The sequence below is a fragment of the Streptomyces sp. NPDC048361 genome (assembly GCF_040651795.1).
Classification (GTDB): domain Bacteria; phylum Actinomycetota; class Actinomycetes; order Streptomycetales; family Streptomycetaceae; genus Streptomyces.
In genome coordinates this window covers 1-23,945 of the sequence record NZ_JBEZKW010000046.1, presented here as the reverse complement: position 1 = coordinate 23,945, position 23,945 = coordinate 1, and the positions used below count along the sequence as shown (strand labels likewise).

The window sequence follows — 23,945 nt, the reverse complement described above, 5'->3', positions numbered from 1 at the left end:
GAGTGTGCTGAACTACTACGCCGGAGGCCCGGCGTGGCACATCAGTACGCTTCCCGGCTTCCCCGGAAGCTCCCCGCCCCCCTGCTCCTGCCCACGAGGAGAGTGCGCCATCAACGCGTCCAGCCCTCCCGCCGTCGAACTGCGCGGCATCACCAAACGATTCCCCGGTGTCGTCGCCAACAAGGACATCGACATCACCGTCCGCAAGGGCACCGTGCACGCCCTGTGCGGTGAGAACGGCGCCGGCAAGTCGACCCTGATGAAGATCCTCTACGGCATGCAGAAGCCGGACGAGGGCACCATCACCATCGACGGCACCCAGGCCTCCTTCTCCAGCCCCGCGGACGCCATCGCGCTCGGCATCGGCATGGTCCACCAGCACTTCATGCTGGCCGACAACCTGACCGTCCTGGAGAACGTCGTCCTCGGCGGCGAGAAGCTGTACGGCATCGGCGCCAAGGCCCGCGCCAAGATCAAGGAGATCTCCGACGCGTACGGCCTCGGCGTCCGCCCCGACGTCCTCGTCGAGGACCTCGGTGTCGCCGACCGCCAGCGCGTGGAGATCCTCAAGGTCCTCTACCGCGGCGCACGCACCCTCATCCTCGACGAGCCGACCGCGGTCCTCGTCCCGCAGGAGGTCGAGGCGCTCTTCGACAACCTGCGTGAGCTCAAGGCCGAGGGCCTGACCGTCATCTTCATCTCGCACAAGCTCGGCGAAGTCCTCTCCGTGGCCGACGAGATCACGGTGATCCGGCGCGGCACCACGGTCGGCACCGCCGACCCGCGTACCACCACCACCAAGCAGCTCGCCGAGCTGATGGTCGGCAGCGAGCTGCCCTCGCCCGAGACCCGCGAGTCGACGGTCACCACGACGCCGATGCTCCAGGTCGAGGGGTTGCGCCTGGCCGCCACCGACCCCGACGGCATGGTGCGCGAGGTGCTCTCCTCGGTCTCCTTCACCATCCACAAGGGTGAGGTGCTCGGCATCGCAGGCGTCGAGGGCAACGGCCAGGCCGAGCTCGTCGAGGCCATCATGGGCATGCGCATCCCCGACGGTGGTGTCATCACCCTCGACACCACCGACATCTCGACGGCCCCGACGCGCAAGCGCCGCGAGGGCGGCGTCGGCTACATCCCCGAGGACCGCCACCGCCACGGCCTGCTCCTGGAAGCGCCGCTGTGGGAGAACCGCATCCTCGGCCACGTCACCGAGAAGCCCAACTCCAAGGGCGCCCTCCTCGACAACAAGGCCGCCCGCCACGACACCGAGCGGATCGTGCGCGAGTACGACGTGCGCACCCCCGGCATCGAGGTCACCGCGGCATCGCTGTCCGGCGGCAACCAGCAGAAGCTGATCGTCGGCCGCGAGATGAGCCACAACCCCAAGCTGCTGATCGCCGCGCACCCCACCCGGGGCGTCGACGTCGGCGCGCAGGCGCAGATCTGGGACCAGATCCGCGAGGCCCGCCGTGAGGGCCTCGCCGTGCTGCTGATCTCCGCCGACCTGGACGAGCTGATCGGCCTGTCCGACACCCTGCGGGTGATGTACCGGGGCCGTCTGGTCGCCGACGCCGACCCCGCCACGATCACCCCCGAAGAACTGGGCTCCGCCATGACCGGTGCCGCAAGGGGCCACCTGGAGCACCAGCAGAACAATGGGGGAGAGGACCGATGAAGAAGCTCACCTCCCGGATCGACAAGGAGAAGCTGCTCCTCGCGATCGCGGCCCCCGTGCTCGCGCTCGTCGCGGCCCTTGTCGTCACCGCCCTGATCATCCTGGCCACCGGCAAGAACCCGTTCCCGGCCTTCAACGACATGCTGTCGTACGGCTCGGCGAGCGACAGCCAGGTCTACATCCTCAACAAGGCGACGACGTACTACCTCGCGGGCATCGCGGTGGCCATCGGCTTCCGGATGAACCTCTTCAACATCGGCGTCGACGGCCAGTACCGTCTCGCCGCCTTCCTCGCGGCCGTCGTCGGCGGCGCGATGAGCCTGCCCGGCATCGTGCAGATCCCGGTCATCATCATCGTCGCCATGCTGGTCGGCGCGATGTGGTCGGCGGTCGCGGGCATCCTCAAGGTCACCCGGGGCGTCAGCGAGGTCATCTCGACCATCATGCTGAACGCCATCGCGACCGCGATCATCGCCTACCTCCTCCAGCCCGACCGGCTCGGCCAGCTCGACGAGGCCGGCACGCTGGTCTCCACCAAGCCGCTGCCCACCTCGTCGTGGTTCTTCACCATGGACATGGGCCCGGCCGGCCAGCTGTGGGGCTTCATCGTCGTCGCGGTCCTGGTCGGCGTGGCCTACTGGTTCACGCTCGGCCGCACCCGCTTCGGGTTCGACCTGCGGGCGGTCGGCCAGTCCGAGTCCGCGGCCGCCGCGAGCGGCGCCAACGTCAAGAAGATGATCGTCACCAGCATGATCATCTCGGGTGCGGTGGCCGGTCTCGTCGGCATGCCGACGCTGCTCAACGACAGCCACCAGTTCGACAACAGCTTCCCGCTGGGTCTCGGCTTCACGGGCATCGCCATCGCGCTGCTCGGCCGCAACAACCCGGTGGGCGTCGCGCTCGCCGCGCTGCTCTGGGGCTACCTGGAGCGCACCACAGGCCACTTCGAAGTGATCGGCTACGACAAGGAGATCCTCGGCGTGATCCAGGGCGTCATCGTCCTGTGCGTCGTGATCGCCTACGAACTCGTCCGCCGCTACGGCATCAAGCGTCAGCAGCAGCGGGTCGGCGCCGAGCTCGCGGCCCAGGCCGCCAAGACCGAGACGGAGGTGACGGCATGAGCGTCACGACCGAAACGACCACGACCCCACCGCCTCCGGCCGGGGTCAAGCGGGGCAACGCCAAGCGCAAGTTCTCCCTCGCGCAGGTCCTGATGATCATCGCGGGCGCGCTGATCCTCGTCTCCGCCGTCCGCATCATCACCGGCGCCGACCAGCTGACCAGCGAGGGCCAGATCAGCGCCGCGCTCGGCCTCGCCGTGCCGATCGGGCTCGCGGGCCTGGCGGGTCTGTGGTCCGAGCGGGCCGGCGTGGTCAACATCGGCCTCGAAGGCATGATGATCCTCGGCACCTTCGGCGCCGGCTGGATCGGCTGGCAGTCCAGCCCCTGGCTCGGCCTGCTCGCCGGCATCGGCTTCGGTGTCCTCGGCGGTCTCATCCACGCCGTCGCCACCATCACCTTCGGCGTCGACCACATCGTCTCCGGTGTCGCGGTCAACCTGCTCGCGCTCGGCGTCACCCAGTACCTCGCCAAACTGTTCTTCAACGGCGGCGAGGCCCAGGTCAAGGGCGGCAACCCCAAGCAGTCGCCGCCCGCCGACTCGCTGCCCAGCTTCAGCATCCCGGGCCTCTCCTCGGGCCTCGAATCGATCCAGAACCACCACTGGTTCCTGATCTCCGACCTCGCCGGCATCATCGGCGGCCTGGTCACCGAGGTCTCCTGGGTCACCGTCATCGCCGCGGCGCTCTTCGTCGGCACGTGGTGGGTGCTGTGGAAGACGGCCTTCGGTCTGCGCCTGCGCTCCTGCGGCGAGAACCCGATCGCGGCCGAGTCGCTCGGCGTCAACGTGTACTCCTACAAGTACGCGGCGGTCGCCATCTCCGGCGGTCTCGCCGGCCTCGGCGGCGCCTTCCTCGCCCTGGTCACCTCGCACATCTACCTGGAGAACCAGACCGGCGGCCGCGGCTACATCGGCCTCGCCGCGATGATCTTCGGCAACTGGCGTCCGGGCGGACTCGCCATGGGCGCGGGCCTGTTCGGCTTCTCCGACGCGCTCCAGCTGCGCAACGGCGGCACCACCGTCCACGCCCTGCTCCTCCTGCTCGTCGTCCTGCTCGCGGCGCTGGCCGGCTGGAAGGCGTACAAGAAGGCGGTGATCCAGGCCGTGGTCAGCGCGGTGATGGCCGCGCTCATCCTGGTCTGGTACCTGGTCACCGACGACGTGCCCGGCGACTTCGTCGGCGCGACGCCGTACGTCGTGACCCTGCTCGTCCTCTCGCTCTCCGCCCAGCGTCTGCGGATGCCCAAGGCGGACGGCATGCGCTACCGGAAGGGCCAGGGCAAGTGACGCCGACGCCCGACTGGGACGCCCTGCGCACGGCCGCACGCGAGGCCATGTCCCGCGCGTACGCGCCGTACTCGGGCTACCCGGTCGGCGCGGCCGCCCTGGTCGACGACGGGCGTACCGTCACCGGCTGCAACGTGGAGAACGCCTCGTACGGCATCGGCCTGTGCGCCGAATGCGGGCTCGTCTCCGCGCTCCAGCTCTCCGGCGGCGGCCGCCTGACGCACTTCACCTGCGTCGACGGCCACGGCGACGTCCTCGTCCCGTGCGGCCGCTGCCGTCAGCTGCTCTTCGAATTCGGCGGCCCGGAGCTCCTGTTGGAGACCCCGAAGGGCGTCCTCACGCTCGCCGAAATGCTGCCCCAGGCCTTCGGCCCGGACCACCTGAAGTAACCTCGCGGCCCCCGCACAGCCCGTGCGGGGGCCGCTCCTTCAACTCCCCTCTATGCGCGTAGAGTCGCGTACGTAACGTGCACCAAGCCGGAAGGAATGCCATGGACGTCATCTCCGTCATCCGCACCAAGCGAGACCGGGGCGAGCTGTCTCCCGAGCAGATCGACTGGGTCATCGACGCGTACACGCGCGGTGTGGTCGCCGACGAGCAGATGTCCGCCCTGGCCATGGCGATCCTCCTCAACGGCATGAACCGCACCGAGATCGCCCGCTGGACCGCGGCCATGATCGCCTCCGGTGAGCGCATGAACTTCGACCAGCTCTCCCGCCCGACCGCCGACAAGCACTCCACCGGCGGCGTCGGCGACAAGATCACCCTGCCGCTCGCCCCGCTGGTCGCCGCGTGCGGCGCGGCCGTGCCGCAGCTCTCGGGCCGGGGCCTCGGCCACACCGGCGGCACCCTGGACAAGCTGGAGTCGATCCCCGGCTGGCGCGCGCTGCTCTCCAACGAGGAGATGCTGAACGTCCTGGACACCACGGGCGCGGTCATCTGCGCGGCGGGCGACGGCCTGGCCCCCGCCGACAAGAAGCTGTACGCGCTGCGCGACGTCACCGGCACGGTCGAGGCGATCCCCCTGATCGCCTCCTCCATCATGTCCAAGAAGATCGCGGAGGGCACCGGCTCCCTCGTCCTCGACGTGAAGGTCGGCACGGGCGCGTTCATGAAGACCATCGAGGACGCGCGTGAACTGGCATCCACGATGGTCGCGTTGGGCACGGACAGCGGCGTGAAGACGGTCGCGCTGCTCACCGACATGTCCACCCCGCTCGGCCTCACCGCCGGCAACGCTCTCGAAGTCCGGGAATCCGTCGAGGTGTTGGCGGGCGGCGGCCCCTCCGACGTCGTCGAGCTCACCATCGCGCTCGCCCGCGAGATGCTGGACGCGGCGGGCATCAAGGACGCCGACCCGGCGAAGGCCCTCGCGGACGGCTCCGCAATGGACGTGTGGCGCCGGATGATCGCGGCGCAGGGCGGCGACCCGGACGCGACCCTCCCCGTCGCCCGCGAGCAGCACGTCGTCACCGCCCCGTCCTCGGGCGTCCTGACCCGCCTCGACGCGTACGACATCGGCGTCGCCGCCTGGCGCCTCGGCGCGGGCCGCGCCCGCAAGGAGGACCCGGTGCAGGCGGGCGCGGGCGTCGAACTCCACGCCAAGCCCGGCGACACGGTGACCGCGGGCCAGCCCCTGCTGACCCTGCACACGGACACGCCGGAGAAGTTCGAGTACGCGCTGGGATCGCTGGCGGGCTCGTACGACGTGGCTCCCGCCGGAACGGCCTTCTCGGCGACCCCGATCGTGCGCGAACGTATCGCCTGACCTGCGCTTCTGGGCTGACGCCCACGTATGGGTGAACGGGACCGGTGGACCATCGCCGGTCCCGTTCGGCATGCTGGGCTGTGTGACGAACCGACGTAGGGAGACCGCCGTGAGCGCACTCACCGTCGACCACTCCGGCACCGGCCACGAGTGGGACGACGTCGTCCGGATCTGGGAGGAGACGGACGCACCCGAGGGCTGCAAGGTGGAGATCATTGAGCGGATCGTCACGGTGTCGCCGACACCGTCCGAAGAACACAACGACACCGCTTGGCTCGTACAACAGCAACTTCTCACTGTGCTGCCGGACGGCTGGGCCATCTACCAGACACTCGGCCTGGTCCTTCAGCAGAGCGCCGGACTCTACGTGCCGGATCTCGTGGTGATGCCGCGTTCGCGGTTGCGCCAGGGACCGGACGACCGCACCGCCGCGGCGGACGCCGAGCTCGTAGTGGAGATCACCTCCAAGAGCAACGCGAACCACGACCGCGTCATGAAGACCCACGGCTATGCCAAGTCGGGCGTGCCGCTGTACCTGCTCCTCGACCCCTGGCACTCGGGCCGGCCGACCGCGGTGCTTTACGGGGAGCCCGAGCACGGTACCTATCGGCTCCTCCGCACCGTCGAATACGGGGGAAAGCTGAAGCTGCCCGCCCCGTTCGACCTGGAGATCGACACCGGGAGCTTCCCGGTTCGTTAGCCCGGCCCGTGCCCTACCGATGAGTTCGGCGCGCCGATCCGGTCTCATCGGTGTGGAAGCCACCGATCCCGCGGAGCCGCAGCCTGTGCTCGTCGTCCCCGACCCCCTCACCTTCGCCGACGTCCCGCTGCTGTGCGAGCGGCTGCGTGGGCTGTACGGTGCGGGCGCCCGGGTGGTGGTGTGCGATCTCGCCGCGCTGAGCCGGGCCGACCTGGCGGCGGTCGAGGCGGTGGCCCGGCTGCGGCTCACCGCCCGGCGGGCCGGGGGCCGGGTGGTGCTGCGCAACGCGGGGGCGGGGCTGGTGGCGTTGCTGGATCTGGCGGGGCTGGGGCCGGCAGCTCCGTAGGCCCCGGCTCTGGCCCCGCTCTTCCAGGCCGCGCCTACGCGTGCGTGTCGCAAGAGCCCCGGGGTTTATCGGCCCACGGCCGGGACGGGGTGGTCCGGGGAGTCGAGCCAGGCCCGCTCACCGTCGCCGTCGACGGTCAGCCCGAACCGCTCGAACCCGGGCCGGCCCTGCGCGTCCCACCAGAGGTACGCGGCCTCCGTCTCGTCCCACAGCCTGCGGGGGCCGCTCTGCACAACCTCGAAGCGGTCCGCCCCCGGCTCGTAGTCGATGGATGCCCAGGACAGCGCGTCGGTGCTGTACGTCCACAGCGTGTACGAGCCGTCGTCGTAGCGCTCCACGCTCCAGAACGCCCCGGGCATCTGGAGTCCGGTGGCGAACTGTTCCACCCACCCGCTCAGGTCGACCGGGGAGAGGGCGGTCGTCGTCAGGGCGCCGTCGGCCGGCCACTCCTGACCGCCGAGGAAGGCGGTGTGCGGAGGCAGGACACGGCGTTGTTGGCGGAGCCGCATGAAGGCACTTGAGCGCGTGAACCGGCCGTGGGCGGTGAAACCGTCGCCCACGGTCAGCTTGGCGACCGCTTCTCCGCCGTACAGCGTCCCCCAAGGGGTCACGACCAGGCCGCCGGGGGATGTCTGCTCCACCCACGCCCGTGGAACCCTGCCGACCGAACAGGTGGCGATGACCCTGTCGTACGGGGCCCCACGGGCATGGCCGAGCTGTCCGTCCCCGACGACGACGAGGGGAGACAGTCCGGAACGGCGCTGGTTCTCCTGGGCCGCCTTCGCGACCCCGGGGTCGTATTCGACGGAAACGACGTTCCCCGCCCCGAGCCGGTGCGCGAGCAGGGCGGAGGTCCAGCCCGTCCCCGTCCCGATCTCCAACACCCGCTGTCCGTCCCGCACATCGAGATCGGCCAGCATGGAGAACACCATGTGGGGCTGGGAACTGGAGCTGGAAGGGGTCCCGCCCAGGCCGTCCCCGGTATGGCTGCCGTCGTCCCACTGCGTGGTCAGCGGGATGTCTCGGTACACCGCCCGGAGCCATGCGTCCGGGTCCTTCCTGCGGTCGACCACAGGGTTCTGTCGTGTGCCGTCGGCGATTCCCGGCCAGACGCGGTCGGGGACGAACAAGTCCCTGGGGACCGCCCAGAAGGCCGGCAGCCAGTCCGATCGCAGGGCGCCCGAAGCGACGAGCGCGGAGGCGAGCCCCGAGGAGCCCGCCCCTTCTGTGCGCGTGCTCATCCGGGCTACTTCTTCGCGGGGCCGGAGCCGTCGGAGGAGTTGCCGCCACTTGTCTCGGAGCCGCCGCCACCGTGGCCGCGACCGCTGTTGCTGTCGTCCTGCTGGCTGCCGCCCTGTCCGCTTCCGGTACCGCCGCCGTGCTTGGGCATGTGCTGCTCCTTCTCTTGTGAAGGTGGGGGTCCTTCGGTTCGGGTGCACTGGAGATGCCAGTAGGCGACGCAGGCCGATCCGTCCCTCGGGACAAGAATCCCGCGCCGGGCGGGGAGGTGGAGGGGGATCGGCTCGCGACAGGCAGGGCACGTCTCGCGCTCGGCGGTGTAGGTGACGTACTCGAACTGGGCTGTCGCGTCAGTGGACTTGTCGTCGATGGCCGTCGTCCTTCCCTTCGTCCGTGCACGTAGTCCGCTCCGGGCAGTTCGGCACCCAGGCCGTCCTTGCTCGCGCTGTCCTGTGGCTGCTTGGCGCCTCATGACTCGGGTCGCGCGTCTTCGATGGTGCGGTCGGCCAGTACTACGGCGGCCGTGTCCTGGACCGTCCGGGAGAAGACGGCGTGCCCGGTGCGTGCGGTGTGCTGCTGCATGTGACGGTCGACCTCGTCGTGCTTCTCGGTGGGGAACACCGCGAAGTGGCAGGTCCCGTGGGCGCACGTGGCCGAGATGCGGAACGACCCGTCCGGGTGGGCCATGACCCGGTACCGGGCCGAGCTCTCGTCGATCCGGTACCGGGCCGGGCTCTCGTGGGTCACGGGCGCCGCCGCCCCTCGACCGGGGTGTCGAGCGCGCGGGCCCGGGCCAGCCCGGCGGGCGCAGGGCCCCGGGCGAAGTGGCCCACCGGGCCCCGCCGCCTGGAGGGCGCAGGTACACGCTCCCCTCGAAGCGTTCCTGTACGACGCCGACTCTGTTGCCGTTCGCGGTGTCCACCGCGTACTCGGCGGCGCTTTCGGGGGCGCCCTCGGCCCGGTGAATGGTGCTGTCCACGTCCACAGTGCGGTTCCTTCCTTGGTGCTCTCTCCTGTCTCTACGCAACCGCATGACCACGCAGGGCGGTACCGTGGAAGGACGGTCGGACCATGAAAGCCATGAACGCCACGCACACTGCCGGGAGTTGAGGGCATGGCCAAGCGGACGCGCATCCCGAATGAGAGTTTGAGCCGCCTGCTCGCGCAGGCCGGATGGTCTCGTTCCCAGTTCGCGCTCATCGTCAACCGCCTGGGTGCGGAAGCCGGAATGGACCTTCACTACGATCAGTCGGCCGTGTCGCACTGGGTGGCCGGGACTATGCCGAACCCTCCGGTCAGGCGCCTCATCGTCGAGGCGCTCTCGCGCAAGCTGCACCGGACGGTCACGCACGCGGAGGCAGGCCTCCCGCTCGCCGAGTCCGATCGGACGTCGCCCGGCATCGACACCGTGGAGGAAATCGTCGACCTGGGCACGGCCGACATGGACCCCTCACGCCGAGGCGTCATCGCCGCAGCCGGGCTGTTCTCCGCCGCCCTGGCGGTGCCGATGTTCTCCGAGAACGCCCACGCCGCCGACGCCACCCCCGTAGTTCCCGGCAAGCAGACGGTGCGGATCGGAGCCGGGCAGGTCGAGTCGGTCCGCAAGGTGACCGACAAGATCGCGGACATCCTCGACGAGCTGGGCGGAGCGCACGCACGGCCGATGGCTGCGGCCTTCCTCGTCAACACCGTGGCTCCGTGGCTGCGCGCCGAAGCGACGGAAGCCGTCCGCAAGGACATGTGGGCCGCCGCCTCGGACCTGGTCTATCTGACGGGGTGGATGGCCATGTACGAACGGGACCACGGGACGGCGCAGACGTACTACCTCAAGGCGCTGAAGCTGGCGAACCGCGCGGAGGATCATGTGACGTACTGCCGGACACTGCGCGGCATGAGCCTCCAGGCGTCGAACCTCGGGTACGGGCCGCTCGCCCTCACACTCGCCGACTCGGCGGCCGAAGCGGCCCCCAAGGCCGGGCCCCGCCTGAAGGCGTTTCTCACCGGGCAGCAGGCGCACGCCACCGCCATGGTGGGAGATCACCGGCGTGCGCGGAGCCTGCTCGCCGCGACCGAATCCGCCTTGATGCGGGCGGACAACCGCCGCGAGTCGATCGGCGGGTATGACCAGTCCGCTTACGCGTTCCATGTCTCGCACGTGCTGTACGAGGGGAAGGACCTGCCGGGCTCGATCAGCGCCCTGCGACAGGCGCTCAAGGTGCAGCCCGCCAACGAGCGGCAGGGGAGGGTCCACTTTTACGGGGTGCTTGCCCAGCGGCAGCTCGAATACGGCCACCTCGACGCGGCTTGCGATTCATGGGCGCGCTTCCTGGAGGACTACGAGCATGTGTCGTCCGCCCGGGGCGACGAGCACTTCGACACGATGCGGCTGCGCCTGAAGCCGCACAAGAACGCGCGAGCCGTCCGGCAACTGGGCCCACGGATCAATGAGGTTGCCCGGCTCAAGGCGTGAGCCGTGCACCCTCGCCAAGCCCGGCATCAGTAATGTGCGCCCGCCGCCAGATGTCTCTCCAGCTGAACGGGGTCTCCGGCACGAGCGGATGCCCCTGCCCGCACGGACAGGGTACGCGCGCCCGGTGCGTCAGGAAGCTCGGCATGGGGTGGGCGTCAGATCCAGTGTCCGTGCCAGGGCGGCCGTGGTGGCGGCGGCGTGAGCCGGCAGGTGTTGTTCGGCCCAGGTTCCGGCAAGGCGGAGGAAGTCCCGCATGTCCTGCTGGACGTGGGCGGCGAGCTCGCGTACGTGGTCCACCGACAGCTCGATCACCGGGCCGCCGTCCGTCCCATGGGCGTCGAGGGTCAGCCGGACAACGTCGCCGACGCGCTCGGCCACCGAGGACGGATCGTGGCCGAAGTGGGCGGAGCCGGCGCCGTCAAGCATCTCCAGCCAGTCCCGCCACGTCTCCAAACCGTTGCAGCAGCCCGGTTCCACGTAGACGGCGGCGGTGGTGTTGTCGGTCACCCGGAAGCCTCCTGCGGCGAGTGGGCGAGGCGAGGTGAGCAGCCCGTGGAGGAATGCGCCGAGCGGGTCGGTCGCGCACGGCCCCTCGCCCTCCTCCTCCGCCTCGACGGCGTTGCAGTCCGCGATCCGCATGACCGCCGTGCCCACCTCCGCCGGCGTCAGTTCTCCGTTCAGCACGAGGTAGCCGTATGACTCGTGCTCGCCTACCGGCCAGAGCGCGAAGTCGTCGGCAGCGAATATCTCCAGAACGGGCTGCATCACGATCACGTGGGGATGATGCCGAACCCGCGGCCGTATCGCCACGGGCTTTCCAGCGACGGCGGCGGGCTCTAGCCGCCTCGGCGCCCGCTGGTCGCGCGGGGCGCTGCGGGCAGCAACGAAACACCCCTCAGCGCGCCGGAACCGGCTCGCCCTCCTCGTCCAAGCGGGCCGGGAGGTGGAACAGCGGGAACCAGCGGGACGTGTCCAGGAAGGAGGTGATGCCTGAGACCTTGCCCTCAGTCGTCTCGATCACCATCAGCGCCCACGGCGTGAACCCGCCCTCCGGGTCGGGGTGGTAGTGGGCGAAGGCCGGCGTGCCGTTGGCCACCGTGGGCACGAGGCGCGAGCCGCGGCAGACCTCGCCCACGCCGAGCATCCAGCCCACGATGTCGTCGTGGCCCCGCAGCCACAGGTCGTACGGCGGCATCGACAGCGTGGCGTCCTCGTGGAGGAGGGCGGTCAGGGCCGCCATGTCGTAGCCCTCGAAGGCCGCCACGTACCGGTCGAGGAGTTTCTGCTGCTCCTCGTCGAGGGGGTCCGCCGCGTCCGTCTGCTTCGGGTCGGAATCGGCCAGCGTCGAACGGGCGCGCTGGAGCGCGGAGTTGACCGACGCGACCGTCGTGTCGAGCAGCTCGGCGACCTCCGCCGCCTTCCACGCGAGCACCTCGCGAAGGATCAGCACCGCGCGCTGCTTGGGCGGCAGATGCTGGAGCGCCGCGACGAACGCGAGCCGCACCGACTCGCGGGCCAGCGCCGCCTCCGCCGGATCCTCGATCGTCGGCAGCACCCGTCCGTCCGGCACCGGCTCCAGCCAGGTCACCTCGGGGCGGGAGTTGAGCTGGGCGTTGGCCACCGGGGTGGCCGCCGTCAGGTCCATGGGGCGGGCCCGCTTGTTGCCCGCGGTCAGCATGTCCAGGCACACATTGGTCGCGATGCGGTACAGCCACGAGCGCAGCGACGAGCGGCCCTCGAACTTGTCGATGCTGCGCCACGCCCGCACCAGCGTGTCCTGCACCGCGTCCTCCGCCTCGAAGGCCGAGCCGAGCATCCGGTAGCAATACCCGGTCAGCTCTCTGCGGTGCTCTTCGAGGCGTACGTCCAGGTCCGCCGCCGCTGCCAGATCACTCATCGGTCCACCCCGTGTCGTGCCGCGCAATACCAGCACTTCGGAAGCTACCCGACCCCACTGACAATCGCGCGGGAACCGAAGAAAGCGCAGGTCAGCCCGGGGGTGAACCCGGCTCAGTGGCGGGCGTGCGCGAGGTGCAGGCGCCGGCTGCGGCGCTCGGCGCGGGCCGCGTGCGAGCCGTACAGGGTGACCGACACGACGCCGAGCACCGCGAGGAGCCCGAGCAGCACCGTGGCCGGCCAGCCCGCCGCGTGGAAGGCGACCGCGCCGAGCGTGCCGCCCGCGCTGGAGCCCAGGTAGTAGGCGGACTGGTAGAGCGCGGACGCCTGGGCGCGGCCCTGCTTGGCGGTGTGGCTGACCGAGGAGGACGCCACCGCGTGGCCCGCGAAGAAGCCCGCGGTGATCAGGACGAGGCCCGCGAGGATCGCGGGGAGCGACGAGGCCAGCGAGAGCAGCAGGCCCGCCGTGGTCGTGGAGACCGCCAGGTACAGGGCGCCCCGGCGGCCCACCCGCGCCACCAGCTTGCCGGCCGCCGCCGAGGAGACCGTACCGACCAGGTAGACCAGGAAGATCGAGCCGATCAGGCCCTGCGGCAGGTGGAAGGGGGCCGCGGTGAGGCGGTAGCCGATCACTGTGTAGACGGCGCCGAACACCGTCATGAACAGCGCGCCGATCATGTACAGGCGGACCAGGAGCGGGTCGGTGAGGTGACCGCGCACGGTGTGGGCCAGGGCGCGCGGGTTGAGCGAACCCGGCGTGAAATTGCGGGCCTTGGGGAGGAGCAGCCGGAACACCACCGCGCACACCGCGGCCAGCGCGCCCACCGAGAGCAGCGCCGCGCGCCAGCCCCAGGCCTGCGCCACCCAGCCGGTCAGGATGCGGCCGCTCATGCCGCCGATCGAGTTGCCCGCGACGAACAGGCCGATCGCCGCAACCAGCGCCTTCGGCTTCACTTCCTCCGCCAGGTACGCCATCGCCGACGCGGGAAGCCCCGCGATCGCCGCGCCCTGGACGGCGCGCAGCGCCACCAGCCAGCCCACGTTCGGCGCGAACGGGACGAGCAGGCCCACCAGGACCGCGACGGCGAGGGACACCGTCATCATCCGGGTCCGCCCGAACCGCTCGGACAGGGCGCTGAGCGGCAGCACGAACAGGGCGAGCGCACCGGTGGCCGCCGACACCGTCCAGCTGGCCGCGCTCGCCGTGGCGCCGAGGTCGGCGGAGATCAGCGGCAGCAGGGCCTGGGTGGAGTAGAGGAGGGTGAAGGTGGCGACACCGGCGGCGAAGAGCGCGAAGCTCATCCGGCGGTAACCGGCGGCGCCCGGGGTGAGCTGGAGCGGGGACGGCGAGGTCGAGGCGGCCACGGTGGTGGACGCCCCGGTACTGGCGGCAGGCATGACCAAACCGTAGGCCCGCCTGCATTTATGCGTCCAATGCACAGATGGGGGACAATCAATCCATTCCTGCATCAGCCGAGGCCAGAGGCGCGCATGTCATCGAACAGTTACGTGGAATCCATGGAAGACGCCGCGATGGCGCTCGCCCCGCGGCTCGCCTGCTTCGTCGGGGTGGCCCGCCACGAGCACGTCACCCGCGCCGCCCTGGAGCTGGGTGTGCCGCAGTCGACCCTCTCGCGCGCCATGGTCCGCCTCGAAGAGGACCTGGGTGTCGCCCTGTTCGCGCGCAAGGGCCGCACCGTCGCGCTGACCGCCGCGGGCCGCGCGTTCCTCGGCTCGGCCGAGCGGGCCCTCGCCGAGGTCGGCCGGGCCGCCGAGTCGGTGCGCGCCGACGCCGACCCCGGCACCGGGAAGGTCGCCTTCGGCTTTCTGCACACCATGGGCTCCGAAACCGTGCCGGGCCTCATCCGCGCCTTCCGGGCCGACCACCCCCGCATCCGCTTCACCCTCGTACAGAACTACGGCGAGGCGATGATCGAGCGGCTGCGGGCCGGCGAGCTCGACCTGTGTCTCACCTCGCCGGTGCCCGACGCGCCCGATCTGGTGTCCCGGCGCCTCGACGAGCAGCGGCTGCGCCTGGTGGTGCCCGATGAACACCGGCTCGCGGGCCGCAAGCGGGTGCGGCTCGCGGAGGCCGCCGACGAGACATTCGTGACCCTGGAGCCCGGATACGGCCTGCGCCGCATCACCGACGACCTGTGCGCGGAGGCCGGGTTCGCGCCGCGCATCGCGTTCGAGGGCGAGGAGGCCGAGACGCTGCGCGGTCTGGTCGCGGCCGGGCTGGGGGTGGCGCTGCTCCCACCGCCCGCGGTGGCGCGGCCGGGCGTCGTCGAGCTCACCGTGACCGCCCCGCGCGCGGTGCGCGAGATCGGTGTCGCGTGGCTCGACGGGCACCCGGACACCCCGCCGGTGGCCGCCTTCAAGGCCTTCCTGCTCTCCCGGCGGGGCAAGCTGATCCCCGAGTGAGCGTCCCGCTCCAACCCCCTTACGGATGCAGGGACTTGCCGAAGCCAGCGGCCAGCGGCATGCGCAGACCCAACGGCGGCGGCGCGGCGAACGCGTCCTCGACCGGGCGGGCGTACGGGCGTGAGAGCAGCGTGCCGAGTACGAAGTCCACGGCCAGTGCGTGGACTTCGGGCCGGTGCTGGCGCATCGAGTGGCCGTCGGAGTGGACCTCGAAGCGGCAGGTGTCCCGGTTGGCCTTCTTGGCCCGCTCGGCCAGCCGGAAGGACAACTCCGGGTCGCAGCGCGTGTCATTGGTACCGTGCACGATCATCACGCGCCGGCCCACCAGCTGCTTCACCGGCTCGGGATCGGCCGCCACGTCGTCGTCCGGGATCCAAGGAGCCAGCGCCAGAACGGAGTTGACCGCCGGATGCCCTGCCGCCCGCAGCGCGGCCCGGCCGCCCATGCCGTGCCCGGCCAGACACACCTGCACGTCCCCGTAGCGGCGTACGGCCTCGTCGGCCGCCCACTCCGCGTCCAGGGCGAGCCGGGCGTCGCCGCCGTTCCAGCCGTGGCCGCGGTAGTGCACGCCGTGCGCCACCAGACCGGCCCCGCGTCCGTCCCGCGCCAGTCTGCGGGCGAGCGGCAGCGCGGCCGCGTACGCCAAGGGGGAGGGCCGGCGTACCGAGACGGGGTCGCCGTCCGGCAGTACGAGGACCACACCGCTGACTGTCGCGCCGGCGCCGGTCGCACCGACGGCCCGTCCCAGCCGGGCAGCAGGCAGGGGAATCGCTTGCTGTGCCATGGCAGAACAGTCTCAGAAGCCCGGGTGTACGCCACCCGTCCGCACGGTCACTGTTACGTATCGACGGCGTTCGGACGTCCGGCGATCTACGCGCGTAGGGACTAGAGTGCCCGGATGACGAGCCAGACCGCATCCGTGCCCACCCCGGATCAGATCAGCCGTGCACCGAAGGTGCTCCTCCACGACCACCTCGACGGCGGTCTGCGACCCGGGACCATCATCGACATCGCGGAAGCGACCGGATACACCGGCCTGCCCGAGACCGAGGCCGACAAGCTCGGCATCTGGTTCCGCGAGGCCGCCGACTCCGGTTCCCTGGAACGGTACTTGGAGACCTTCGCGCACACCTGCGCCGTCATGCAGACCCGCGACGCGCTGTTCCGGGTGGCCGCCGAGTGCGCCGAGGACCTCGCCGAGGACGGCGTCGTCTATGCCGAGGTGCGGTACGCGCCCGAGCAGCACCTGGAGCAGGGCCTCACCCTCGACGAGGTCGTCGAGACCGTCAACGCGGGCTTCCGCGAAGGCGAGAAGCGGGCCAGGGCCAACGGCCACCGCATCCGCGTGGGCGCGCTCCTCACCGCGATGCGGCACGCCGCCCGCGCCCTGGAGATCGCCGAACTCGCCAACTCCTACCGGGATGCGGGCGTCGTCGGCTTCGACATCGCCGGCGCCGAGGCGGGTTTCCCGCCCACCCGTCACCTCGACGCCTTCGAGTACCTCAAGCGCGAGAACAACCACTTCACCATCCACGCCGGTGAGGCCTTCGGGCTGCCGTCGATCTGGCAGGCGCTCCAGTGGTGCGGCGCCGACCGGCTCGGCCACGGGGTGCGCATCATCGACGACATCGAGGTCGCCGAGGACGGCAGTGTCAAGCTCGGCCGGCTCGCGTCGTACGTGCGCGACAAGCGGATCCCGTTGGAGATGTGCCCCACCTCCAACCTCCAGACCGGCGCCGCGACCTCGTACGCCGACCACCCCATCGGGCTGCTGCGCAAGCTGCACTTCCGGGCCACCGTCAACACCGACAACCGGCTCATGTCGGGCACCAGCATGAGCCAGGAATTCGCGCACCTGGCAAATGCCTTTGGCTACACCCTCGATGACATGCAGTGGTTCACGGTCAATGCGATGAAATCAGCATTCATTCCTTTCGATGAACGACTGGCCATGATCAATGACGTGATCAAGCCCGGATATGCCGAGTTGAAGTCCGAATGGCTGTTCCAGCAGACCGCTACGACCAGCGGTTCTGCGGTCTCGGGCGGTTGATTCGGGGGAGGGGGGAACGGTCGGTCGTGTGAACGACCGGCCGTTTTCGTGTGTTTGCGGCCCGGGCCTTTCGCTGACTAAATTGGCGAGCCGCTCACCCTCCCCACCCCAAGGACGAATTTCTGATGAAGCAGTCTGCCAAGACGCTCGGTGTCGTTGCCCTCGGTGCCGCCTTCGCCGCCGCTGCCGCCGGGACGGCGTCCGCCGCCCCCGCGCTCCCGATGGGCGCGCTGTCGACCGTGACTGCCGGGACCCCGCTCGGCCTCGTCTCCAAGGCGCTGCCCGCTGCCTCCTCCCAGGAGGCGATGGCCGGCGGTCAGAAGGGCAGCAGCTCCGACCCGGTCGCCGGCCTGCTCGGTGGCCTGCCCACCGGCCCCGTGGCGAGCAACCTCCCCGGCGGCGGGCTGCCCGGCCTCTCCGGCTGACCCACGCCGACCCCCGCAGGGGCGCACACCCGTGAGCCGGGTGCGCGCCCCTGCGGCGTGTGCGGCCGAGCGCCGGACCTACCAGGCGGCGCGCGGCGACTTCTCGCCGGGGATGAGGGCCCACATGGCCAGGTAGAGCAGGAACTGCGGGCCGGGCAGCAGACACGACACCAGGAAGATCACACGCATCGTGGTGGCGGAGGTGCCGAAGCGCCGTGCGAGTGCTGCGCACACCCCGCCGATCCTGCGGCCTTCGGTGGGGCGGAAGAGAGGGGCGCTCATGGAAGGCTCCTTCGGGAGCTGGAGGGGAGCCGCTCCGTGTGGGCTCCCTCGCGATGTATCCATGGTCCTTCCGGACGCGACGCGCGGCGTCGGGCTACGGGGCGATACGGACCCTGGGAATCGTCGGGGTACGTCCCTGAGGGGAGTCCTCCCGAAGGACGGGCGCGGGGTGCTCGCGCTGGTTCCTGCGGCGGATGCCGCGCCGGCCCGCCGGCACCACCGCGAGGTGGGCGAGGGCCACCCCCGCGGTGTTCAGGAACAGCGCGTCCACATCGGGCACCTGCCCGGGCACCGACGTCTGGAGCAGGGCGATGCCGAGCGAGATCAGCGCCCCGGCCAGGACGGTGCGGAACAGCGAGGCGAACGGGGAGACCGAGAGCCGGCCGCCGGCCATGGGGAGCAGTATCCCCAGCGGGGCCAGGAGCAGCAGCCCCTCGCCGATGCGGTGGGCCGCCTCCAGGGGGCCGAGCGCGAGGTCGGCCTTGATGCCGGCGAACGGCGTCAGATTGGTGGGCGTCACCCACATCACGTCCCGTGGTCTCAGCGTGACCCACGCCACGAGCAGCAGATGCGCGAGAAGGAGCACGCATCCCACGACGCGGAACCGGATGACGGGGCTGCCGTCGTGACCAAGTTGCTGCTGCACGCTGCCCAAGACGCGGCCCGCGCCGCGAACGGTTCCGCCGCACCGGGTGATTCCGGCTGCGCGACACGTCACACCCGGGCCGCGCCGCCCGCCGCCCGCCGGTCCGTCACACCCGGGCCGCGCCGCCCGCCGCCCGCCGGTCCGTCACACCCGGGCCGCGCCGCCCGCAGCCCGCCGGTCCGTCGCACACGTTGTGCGCCGTGTCCGTCGTACGCCGTGCGTGCCGTGTCCGTCGTACGCCAGACGCCGTGCGGGCCGTGTGCGCCGCCCGCCGCACGCCGTGCGCTGCGTCGTGCCCGCCGTACGCGCCGTTCGCGTCCTAGGCACCCGGTGACCGCAGAGGCGCGGGGATCTCGCCGAGGGTGGCCGCGTTGTCCGGGCGGGACTTCATCTCCGAGGTGCAGGTGTAGCCGCGTGCCGGGTCCTCGCCGGGGCCGCCGAGCACCACCTGCTGGGTGCCGGGCGCGGACGGGGTGTTCTCCGCGAACGTGCACACCACCTGCGAAAGGGCGAGCGCGGACAGGTCGTCGGGCGCACGGCTCAGCCGCAGGGCGCCCGCCGGGTCGTGGGCGTGGGCCGCGGTGACGGTGAGCGGGCCCTTGACCTCCGTGGTGTACCCGGCGTCCTTCTCGGCGGTCGCCGGCTGGGCGATGAGCTCGTCGAGCAGTGTCTGAGCGAAGCGGACCCGGTCGGCCGCGCCCATGGTCCCGGGGACGCGCACCGAACGCTCCGCCGCGACCAGCTGGGCGCCGCACACCAGATAGACCTCGACGGTGACCCCCTCGAACTGCGGGGTCAGCGCGGACTGCGGGACCGTGCACGCCACCCGCGACGGCGCGGGGCCCGCGTCGACGGGGACGGAGGTGGGGCGGATGCCACAGCCGCCGGTGGCGCCCAGCGCGAGCAGCCCGGCCAGCACGACGGCTGCCCGGTGACGGAGGTTCCTCACGGCGCCGCGCTCCCTTCCGGCGTCTCGGGGTCGGCGGGCGCGGTGGCGTCCAGGGGGAGGCGCAGCACGAACACGGCACCGCCGTCGGGGGAGTTGGAGGCGGTGATGTCGCCGCCGTGAATGTGTGCGTTCTCCATGGCGATGGACAGGCCGAGCCCGCTGCCCTCCGAGCGCGGCCGCGAGGCGCTGGCCTTGTAGAACCGGTCGAAGACGTGCGGCAGTACGTCCTCGGGGATGCCGGGCCCGTGGTCGCGTACCGCGATCACCAGCTCCTCGCCCTCGACGCGGACCGCGACCCGCACCGGGGAGCCACCGTGCTTGAGGGCGTTGCCGATGAGGTTGGCGAGCACCACGTCCAGGCGGCGCGGGTCGACGCGGGCCATGATGCCGCGTTCCGCGTCGAGTTCGACGGCGTCCAGCCAGGCCCGGGTGTCGATGCAGGCGGTGATCTGGTCGGCGATGTCCACGTCGTCCAGGACGAGCCGGGCGGTGCCCGCGTCGAAGCGGGTGACCTCCATCAGGTTCTCCACCAGGATGTTCAGCCGCCGCGTCTCGGAGACCACGAGCCGCACCGCGGGCGCGATCATCGGGTCGAGGCTGTCCTCCTCTTCTTCGAGGACCTCGGCGACGGCGGTCAGCGCGGTCAGCGGCGTACGCAGCTCGTGCGACATGTCGGCGACGAAGCGGCGGCTCGCCTCCTCGCGCGCGCTCATGTCGGTGACCTTCTTCTCCAGGTTCTCGGCGGTCCGGTTGAACGTCCGTGACAGATCGGCGAGTTCATCGGTGCCGGAGACCCGCAGACGGGTGTCGAGCTTGCCCTCGCCGAGCCGTCGCGCCGCGTCGCCGAGCCGCTGCACCGGCCGCAGCACGGTGGTCGCCGCGGCCTGCGCGAGCAGCGCGGAGGCGAGCAGCGCGAGGAAGGTGGCGATCCCGAGCGACCAGGCCAGGGAGTTGAGGTCGCGCCGCTCCTGGTCGAGCGGGGCCAGCATGTAGCCCGTCGGACCGGCGCCGATGATCTTCGTGCCGCCGACCAGATACGGATGGCCGTGCAGGGTGATCCGCTGCCAGAACAGGTGGTACGGGTAGGCGTTGGCCTGGGTGACCTTCTGCTTCTTGGTGACCGCCTCCTGGAGCGAGGCGGGCACGTCGCCGAGCGTGAAGTCGTCGAGGTTCGACGCGCCCACGACCGGCTTGCCCGGGGCGCGCTCGTCCACGAGCACCACGTTGTAACGGGAGTTGGAGCTGTCCGCCATCTGCTGCGCGGCCACCTGGAGGTCGTGCTCGGCCGGCTGGAGCGGCAGTGAGGCGGCCCGGTTCTGCATGCCCTGACGGAAGTCGTTGAGCGCAGAGTCCTGCGTACGGACCAGGACGGCTTCGCGGTTGAGCCAGTACGCGATGCCCGACGCGGAGACGGCGGCGGTGAGCGCGACGAGCGCGAACACCACGACGAGCCGCAGACGCAGACTGGTCCAGCGCAGACCGGCGAGTACGGCTCGCTTCACTTGCCCTGCTTCTCGGGGGGACGGGGACGGTGCGACAGGTTCACGACGGGGTGTCCAGGCGGTAGCCGACGCCACGGACCGTACGGATCAGGGTCGGTGACGACGGCACGTCCTCGACCTTGGCGCGCAGCCGCTGCACACAGGCGTCGACGAGCCGGGAGTCGCCGAGGTAGTCGTGCTCCCAGACCAGCCGGAGCAGCTGCTGACGGGAGAGCGCCTGGCCGGGGCGGCGGCTCAGTTCGAGCAGCAACCGCAGTTCGGTGGGCGTGAGTTGAAGATCCTCGCCGTTCTTGGTGACGGTCATCGCGGCCCGGTCGATCACCACGCTGCCGAACGCCGCCGAGTCGGTCGCCTCCCGTTCGCCGCGGCGCAGCACCGCCCGGATCCGGGCGTCGAGCACCCGGCCCTGGACCGGCTTGACCACATAGTCGTCGGCGCCGGACTCCAGGCCCACCACCACGTCGATGTCGTCGTTGCGCGCGGTCAGCAAGATGATCGGCAGCTGGTCGGTGCGCCGGATCCGGCGGCACACCTCGAAACCGTCGATCCCGGGCAGCATCACATCGAGCACGATCAGGTCCGGCCGCTGCTCGCGCAGCAGTTTCAGACCGTCCTCTCCCGTCGCCGCGGTGGCCACACGGTGGCCCTGGCGTGACAGGGAGAGTTCGAGGGCCGTGCGGATGGCGTCGTCGTCCTCGATCAGCAACAGGAAAGGCACAGAGGTCATTCTGGCCCATGGGGGAGACGAGCACGACCCCCGTCCGGCCCCTGACCCGCGACGCCGGGTTCACAGGCCGCTGTGACGCCCCTGTGACAGTCGGCGGACAACCCCATGAAACTGCCCGGGCAGGCTCTTCCTCGTAACCAAGCACGCCGATGAAACACAGACTCCACCCGACGGGGGGCGCGAGATGAACGCACTGCACAGCACCAACTCCGGCGCAGTTGTGACGCGTCTCCACGACGTCGTACGGAACACCGAGAAGTCCGGTGCCGCGAGCCTGCGGGGGTGCGCTCGCGGCGCCGGGCGTCAGCACCCGTCGACCACACAGCAGAACCTCGTGCCCTACATGACGGTGCTCGACGCTCCCGCGGTTCCGGCCGCGGGCAACAATCCGGGGGAAAAGGGTGAGGCGGCGTACCGGGAGGGCTCGGGGGAGCGCGCCACGGTGTCGGAGGCGGAGTTCACCGCCTACGTCCAGGAGCGCCGCGCCTCCCTGTACGCCACCGCCTACCACCTGACCGGCGACCGCTTCGAGGCGGAGGACCTGCTGCAGAGCGCGCTGTTCTCCACCTACCGCGCCTGGGACCGCATCAGCGACAAGGCGGCGGTCGGCGGCTACCTGCGCCGCACCATGACCAATCTGCACATCAGCGCCTGGCGGCGGCGCAAGCTCAACGAGTACCCGACCGAGGAGCTGCCCGAGACGGCCGGCGACACGGACGCGATGCGCGGCACCGAACTGCGCGCCGTGCTCTGGCAGGCGCTGGCCCGGCTGCCCGAGACGCAGCGCACGATGCTGGTCCTGCGCTACTACGAGGGCCGCACCGACCCGGAGATCGCGGACATACTCGACATCAGTGTCGGCACGGTGAAGTCCAGCATCTGGCGCTCGCTGCGCCGGCTGCGCGAGGACGACGTCCTCAGCTTCGGCCGTGACGAGGAGGAGTCCTTCGGCGAGCTGGTGGCCTGAAGGGTCCGGGGGAGGGGACGCGGGGTCCACGGGGGGACACGGGGGACCCGCGGGGGACATGGGGGGGGAAAGCGGCGGGGCCATCGGCCCCGCCGCTTTCGCGTGTGCGGCCCGTTGTCGTGTGCGGCCCGTGGTTACGAGACCTGGGCGGCCGCCGCCGTGCGGCCGGGGCCTACGCGACCTGGCGGGCCGCCGCCGTGCGGGAGCGGCCCGCCGCCGCCCCGGCGATGCGGCCGAGCGCCTCCTGCTTGTCACAGGGGTGGGCGCCGAGCGCCGACTGGCGGGCCACGATCGCACGCTCGGCGCGCATCAGGCGCCAGCCGCGACGCAGCAGGAACGCCACCGACTTGCGGCCCTCCTTCAGATCACGCAGCAGCCTGCGGCGGAAGGTCGTCGAAGGGCGGCCGCGCAGACAGAGCGCGTCCGCGAGCACCCCGAGCTCATGGCAGCGCGTGACGATGTCGGCGGCGAAGATGCCCTCCGCGATGAACAGCGGGGTGCGGCCGATGCCGAGCGCGGTGCTGCCGGTGATGGAGCTCGTCGCGATCGAGTACACCGGCACCTCGGTGCGTCCCGTCCCGCACAGCTCGACGATGGCGCGGACCGCGGCCTCGGCGTCCCAGGACAGCGGGGAGTCCCAGTCGATGTCCGAACTGCCCGCCACCAGCGGCAGGGTCGGGTCGTCGGCCTCCTTGTAGAAGTCGTCCAGGCGCAGCACGGGCAGATCGGTGCGGGCCGCGAGGGACGACTTGCCGGAGCCGGAGGGACCCGAGAGCAGAACGACGCGCGTGACAATGGCAGATGAACTCACGGGTCACCAGTGTGGGCCATGCACCCGTGCGTGGGACCCCTCCGGGATGCCGTTGGTATCGAGCATCACATCTCAACTACGCTACGCGATCGCGTGGTTACGCACCTTCTCGTGATTGCGCGCCTATTCGTACGAGAGTGAGTGGGAACCCCATGGGACATCACGAGGCCCCCAGCACCGCCGGCGCCCGGCGTCGCCGGGCGCTGCTGCGCGCCGGGCTCACCGTCACCGCGGCCGGCGCGGCCCTCGCCGGCGCGGGCACGGCCGCCGCCCAGGCCGCGCCGCTCCCCGCCCCCGCGCTCGGCCACAGCGCGACCGCCGACGACCTCACGGCGGCCGCGCAGGGCCTGACCGGATCGGTCGGCCACGCCGTGGGGCCCCTGACGGGGCTGCGGCTCGACCCGCTGGCCAACACCGGTGTCGACCCGCTGACCAACGGAGTCGGTACCCAGGTCGCCGACTTCAAGCCGGTGTCGACGACGGCCGCGACCGGCGTGCTCACCAGCGGCGCCGCGCTCAAGGACCTCCCGCTGGTGGGCGGGGCCACCGGCGCGCTGCCGACGACCTGACCGCCCGGACGGGCCCACGCAGAAGGGCCCCGCCCTCGTCGGCGGGGCCCGTCTGCACGGCTCGGCGGTGTGTGGGGCGTTCGCCGGCT

Annotated in this window: 26 protein-coding genes; 13 read left to right on the top strand and 13 right to left on the bottom strand. The window is 71.1% G+C overall.

Translation table 11 applies throughout. From position 1 onward, the window contains the following. Positions 1–109 precede the first annotated feature (109 nt). The 7 genes from AB0D31_RS24545 to AB0D31_RS24515 all read left to right on the top strand — a co-directional run bounded on the left by AB0D31_RS24545 (position 110) and on the right by AB0D31_RS24515 (position 6,896). Positions 110–1,675, top strand: a complete 1,566-nt coding sequence (locus AB0D31_RS24545; protein WP_362727001.1) for an ABC transporter ATP-binding protein — start codon at positions 110–112, stop codon at positions 1,673–1,675. Further along, complete coding sequence (locus AB0D31_RS24540; protein WP_362726912.1) at positions 1,672–2,796, top strand: ABC transporter permease; 1,125 nt, start codon at positions 1,672–1,674, stop codon at positions 2,794–2,796. Before AB0D31_RS24545 ends, AB0D31_RS24540 begins: the two co-directional genes overlap by 4 nt. Then, positions 2,793–4,082 carry an ABC transporter permease gene (locus AB0D31_RS24535; protein WP_362726910.1) on the top strand — a complete coding sequence of 430 codons (1,290 nt, stop codon included), beginning with the start codon at positions 2,793–2,795 and terminating at the stop codon, positions 4,080–4,082. The genes AB0D31_RS24540 and AB0D31_RS24535 overlap by 4 nt, the downstream gene beginning before the upstream one ends. Further along, entirely contained in the window at positions 4,079–4,471 is a 393-nt protein-coding gene (locus AB0D31_RS24530; RefSeq protein WP_362726907.1) for a cytidine deaminase, read from the top strand. The genes AB0D31_RS24535 and AB0D31_RS24530 overlap by 4 nt, the downstream gene beginning before the upstream one ends. Positions 4,472–4,572: 101 nt before the next feature. Next, on the top strand, positions 4,573–5,850 hold the full coding sequence (locus tag AB0D31_RS24525) for a thymidine phosphorylase (RefSeq protein WP_362726904.1): 1,278 nt from the start codon (positions 4,573–4,575) through the stop codon (positions 5,848–5,850). Positions 5,851–5,959: 109 nt separating this feature from the next. Further along, the gene (locus tag AB0D31_RS24520) at positions 5,960–6,550 is read left to right on the top strand and encodes a Uma2 family endonuclease (RefSeq protein WP_362726901.1); all 591 of its coding nucleotides are present in this window, start codon (positions 5,960–5,962) and stop codon (positions 6,548–6,550) included. A gap of 19 nt (positions 6,551–6,569) precedes the next feature. Beyond that, positions 6,570–6,896, top strand: a complete 327-nt coding sequence (locus tag AB0D31_RS24515) for an STAS domain-containing protein (RefSeq protein ID WP_362726898.1) — start codon at positions 6,570–6,572, stop codon at positions 6,894–6,896. A 65-nt stretch (positions 6,897–6,961) separates the two neighbouring features. On the opposite strand, the gene AB0D31_RS24510 is transcribed toward AB0D31_RS24515, so the two are convergent. The 3 genes from AB0D31_RS24510 to AB0D31_RS24500 form a co-directional block, all read right to left on the bottom strand. Next, positions 6,962–8,137, bottom strand: a complete 1,176-nt coding sequence (locus AB0D31_RS24510; RefSeq protein ID WP_362726895.1) for a methyltransferase domain-containing protein — start codon at positions 8,135–8,137, stop codon at positions 6,962–6,964. 5 nt (positions 8,138–8,142) lie between these two features. Further along, the gene (locus tag AB0D31_RS24505) at positions 8,143–8,286 is read right to left on the bottom strand and encodes a hypothetical protein (protein WP_267055960.1); all 144 of its coding nucleotides are present in this window, start codon (positions 8,284–8,286) and stop codon (positions 8,143–8,145) included. 317 nt (positions 8,287–8,603) lie between these two features. After that, on the bottom strand, positions 8,604–8,882 hold the full coding sequence (locus AB0D31_RS24500; RefSeq protein ID WP_362726892.1) for a hypothetical protein: 279 nt from the start codon (positions 8,880–8,882) through the stop codon (positions 8,604–8,606). Positions 8,883–9,249: 367 nt separating this feature from the next. On the opposite strand from AB0D31_RS24500, the gene AB0D31_RS24495 reads away from it, so the two are divergent. Then, positions 9,250–10,605 (top strand): hypothetical protein, encoded by a 1,356-nt coding sequence (locus AB0D31_RS24495; protein WP_362726889.1) that lies wholly within the window; start codon positions 9,250–9,252, stop codon positions 10,603–10,605. Positions 10,606–10,734: 129 nt separating this feature from the next. Here AB0D31_RS24495 and AB0D31_RS24490 read toward each other — a convergent pair whose 3' ends face one another. From AB0D31_RS24490 to AB0D31_RS24480, 3 genes are all read right to left on the bottom strand, one after another. After that, positions 10,735–11,370, bottom strand: a complete 636-nt coding sequence (locus AB0D31_RS24490; RefSeq protein ID WP_362726998.1) for a hypothetical protein — start codon at positions 11,368–11,370, stop codon at positions 10,735–10,737. A gap of 130 nt (positions 11,371–11,500) precedes the next feature. Beyond that, positions 11,501–12,502 (bottom strand): sigma-70 family RNA polymerase sigma factor, encoded by a 1,002-nt coding sequence (locus AB0D31_RS24485; RefSeq protein WP_362726886.1) that lies wholly within the window; start codon positions 12,500–12,502, stop codon positions 11,501–11,503. A gap of 113 nt (positions 12,503–12,615) precedes the next feature. After that, on the bottom strand, positions 12,616–13,899 hold the full coding sequence (locus tag AB0D31_RS24480; protein WP_362726883.1) for an MFS transporter: 1,284 nt from the start codon (positions 13,897–13,899) through the stop codon (positions 12,616–12,618). Between the two features lie 93 nt (positions 13,900–13,992). On the opposite strand from AB0D31_RS24480, the gene AB0D31_RS24475 reads away from it, so the two are divergent. Next, the gene (locus tag AB0D31_RS24475) at positions 13,993–14,925 is read left to right on the top strand and encodes a LysR family transcriptional regulator (RefSeq protein ID WP_362726880.1); all 933 of its coding nucleotides are present in this window, start codon (positions 13,993–13,995) and stop codon (positions 14,923–14,925) included. Between the two features lie 19 nt (positions 14,926–14,944). Here the strand turns inward: AB0D31_RS24475 and AB0D31_RS24470 are convergent, their stop codons facing one another. Further along, positions 14,945–15,709 carry a prolyl oligopeptidase family serine peptidase gene (locus tag AB0D31_RS24470; protein WP_362726877.1) on the bottom strand — a complete coding sequence of 255 codons (765 nt, stop codon included), beginning with the start codon at positions 15,707–15,709 and terminating at the stop codon, positions 14,945–14,947. 114 nt (positions 15,710–15,823) lie between these two features. On the opposite strand from AB0D31_RS24470, the gene AB0D31_RS24465 reads away from it, so the two are divergent. After that, on the top strand, positions 15,824–16,978 hold the full coding sequence (locus AB0D31_RS24465) for an adenosine deaminase (protein WP_362726874.1): 1,155 nt from the start codon (positions 15,824–15,826) through the stop codon (positions 16,976–16,978). A 125-nt stretch (positions 16,979–17,103) separates the two neighbouring features. Then, a complete protein-coding gene (locus AB0D31_RS24460) occupies positions 17,104–17,403 on the top strand; it encodes a hypothetical protein (protein WP_362726871.1) in 300 nt (99 codons plus the stop codon). 78 nt (positions 17,404–17,481) lie between these two features. On the opposite strand, the gene AB0D31_RS24455 is transcribed toward AB0D31_RS24460, so the two are convergent. From AB0D31_RS24455 to afsQ1, 5 genes are all read right to left on the bottom strand, one after another. Next, the gene (locus tag AB0D31_RS24455) at positions 17,482–17,685 is read right to left on the bottom strand and encodes a PspC domain-containing protein (protein WP_362726868.1); all 204 of its coding nucleotides are present in this window, start codon (positions 17,683–17,685) and stop codon (positions 17,482–17,484) included. A gap of 94 nt (positions 17,686–17,779) precedes the next feature. Next, on the bottom strand, positions 17,780–18,331 hold the full coding sequence (locus AB0D31_RS24450; protein ID WP_362726865.1) for a VanZ family protein: 552 nt from the start codon (positions 18,329–18,331) through the stop codon (positions 17,780–17,782). A gap of 319 nt (positions 18,332–18,650) precedes the next feature. After that, positions 18,651–19,280, bottom strand: a complete 630-nt coding sequence (locus tag AB0D31_RS24445; RefSeq protein ID WP_362726862.1) for a hypothetical protein — start codon at positions 19,278–19,280, stop codon at positions 18,651–18,653. After that, a complete protein-coding gene (locus AB0D31_RS24440) occupies positions 19,277–20,782 on the bottom strand; it encodes a HAMP domain-containing sensor histidine kinase (RefSeq protein ID WP_362726859.1) in 1,506 nt (501 codons plus the stop codon). The genes AB0D31_RS24445 and AB0D31_RS24440 overlap by 4 nt, the downstream gene beginning before the upstream one ends. A gap of 40 nt (positions 20,783–20,822) precedes the next feature. Then, the gene (gene afsQ1 / locus AB0D31_RS24435) at positions 20,823–21,500 is read right to left on the bottom strand and encodes a two-component system response regulator AfsQ1 (RefSeq protein WP_189762146.1); all 678 of its coding nucleotides are present in this window, start codon (positions 21,498–21,500) and stop codon (positions 20,823–20,825) included. A 193-nt stretch (positions 21,501–21,693) separates the two neighbouring features. Here afsQ1 and AB0D31_RS24430 point away from each other — a divergent pair, with 193 nt between their 5' ends. Further along, entirely contained in the window at positions 21,694–22,476 is a 783-nt protein-coding gene (locus tag AB0D31_RS24430; RefSeq protein ID WP_362726856.1) for a SigE family RNA polymerase sigma factor, read from the top strand. A gap of 172 nt (positions 22,477–22,648) precedes the next feature. Here the strand turns inward: AB0D31_RS24430 and AB0D31_RS24425 are convergent, their stop codons facing one another. Next, positions 22,649–23,287, bottom strand: a complete 639-nt coding sequence (locus tag AB0D31_RS24425) for an ATP-binding protein (protein WP_362726854.1) — start codon at positions 23,285–23,287, stop codon at positions 22,649–22,651. Between the two features lie 152 nt (positions 23,288–23,439). Here AB0D31_RS24425 and AB0D31_RS24420 point away from each other — a divergent pair, with 152 nt between their 5' ends. Further along, positions 23,440–23,856 carry a hypothetical protein gene (locus AB0D31_RS24420; RefSeq protein ID WP_362726851.1) on the top strand — a complete coding sequence of 139 codons (417 nt, stop codon included), beginning with the start codon at positions 23,440–23,442 and terminating at the stop codon, positions 23,854–23,856. Positions 23,857–23,945: the final 89 nt, after the last annotated feature.

Coding starts and splice junctions, on each gene's coding strand:
- AB0D31_RS24430 (WP_362726856.1), top strand. CDS start 21,694: ATGAACGCACTGCACAGCACCAACTCCGGCGCAGTTGTGACGCGTCTC.
- AB0D31_RS24505 (WP_267055960.1), bottom strand. CDS start 8,286: ATGCCCAAGCACGGCGGCGGTACCGGAAGCGGACAGGGCGGCAGCCAG.
- AB0D31_RS24465 (WP_362726874.1), top strand. CDS start 15,824: ATGACGAGCCAGACCGCATCCGTGCCCACCCCGGATCAGATCAGCCGT.
- AB0D31_RS24420 (WP_362726851.1), top strand. CDS start 23,440: ATGGGACATCACGAGGCCCCCAGCACCGCCGGCGCCCGGCGTCGCCGG.
- AB0D31_RS24540 (WP_362726912.1), top strand. CDS start 1,672: ATGAAGAAGCTCACCTCCCGGATCGACAAGGAGAAGCTGCTCCTCGCG.
- AB0D31_RS24475 (WP_362726880.1), top strand. CDS start 13,993: ATGTCATCGAACAGTTACGTGGAATCCATGGAAGACGCCGCGATGGCG.
- AB0D31_RS24535 (WP_362726910.1), top strand. CDS start 2,793: ATGAGCGTCACGACCGAAACGACCACGACCCCACCGCCTCCGGCCGGG.
- AB0D31_RS24510 (WP_362726895.1), bottom strand. CDS start 8,137: ATGAGCACGCGCACAGAAGGGGCGGGCTCCTCGGGGCTCGCCTCCGCG.
- AB0D31_RS24515 (WP_362726898.1), top strand. CDS start 6,570: ATGAGTTCGGCGCGCCGATCCGGTCTCATCGGTGTGGAAGCCACCGAT.
- AB0D31_RS24470 (WP_362726877.1), bottom strand. CDS start 15,709: ATGGCACAGCAAGCGATTCCCCTGCCTGCTGCCCGGCTGGGACGGGCC.
- AB0D31_RS24490 (WP_362726998.1), bottom strand. CDS start 11,370: ATGCAGCCCGTTCTGGAGATATTCGCTGCCGACGACTTCGCGCTCTGG.
- AB0D31_RS24455 (WP_362726868.1), bottom strand. CDS start 17,685: ATGAGCGCCCCTCTCTTCCGCCCCACCGAAGGCCGCAGGATCGGCGGG.
- AB0D31_RS24485 (WP_362726886.1), bottom strand. CDS start 12,502: ATGAGTGATCTGGCAGCGGCGGCGGACCTGGACGTACGCCTCGAAGAG.
- AB0D31_RS24460 (WP_362726871.1), top strand. CDS start 17,104: ATGAAGCAGTCTGCCAAGACGCTCGGTGTCGTTGCCCTCGGTGCCGCC.
- AB0D31_RS24480 (WP_362726883.1), bottom strand. CDS start 13,899: ATGCCTGCCGCCAGTACCGGGGCGTCCACCACCGTGGCCGCCTCGACC.
- AB0D31_RS24495 (WP_362726889.1), top strand. CDS start 9,250: ATGGCCAAGCGGACGCGCATCCCGAATGAGAGTTTGAGCCGCCTGCTC.
- AB0D31_RS24525 (WP_362726904.1), top strand. CDS start 4,573: ATGGACGTCATCTCCGTCATCCGCACCAAGCGAGACCGGGGCGAGCTG.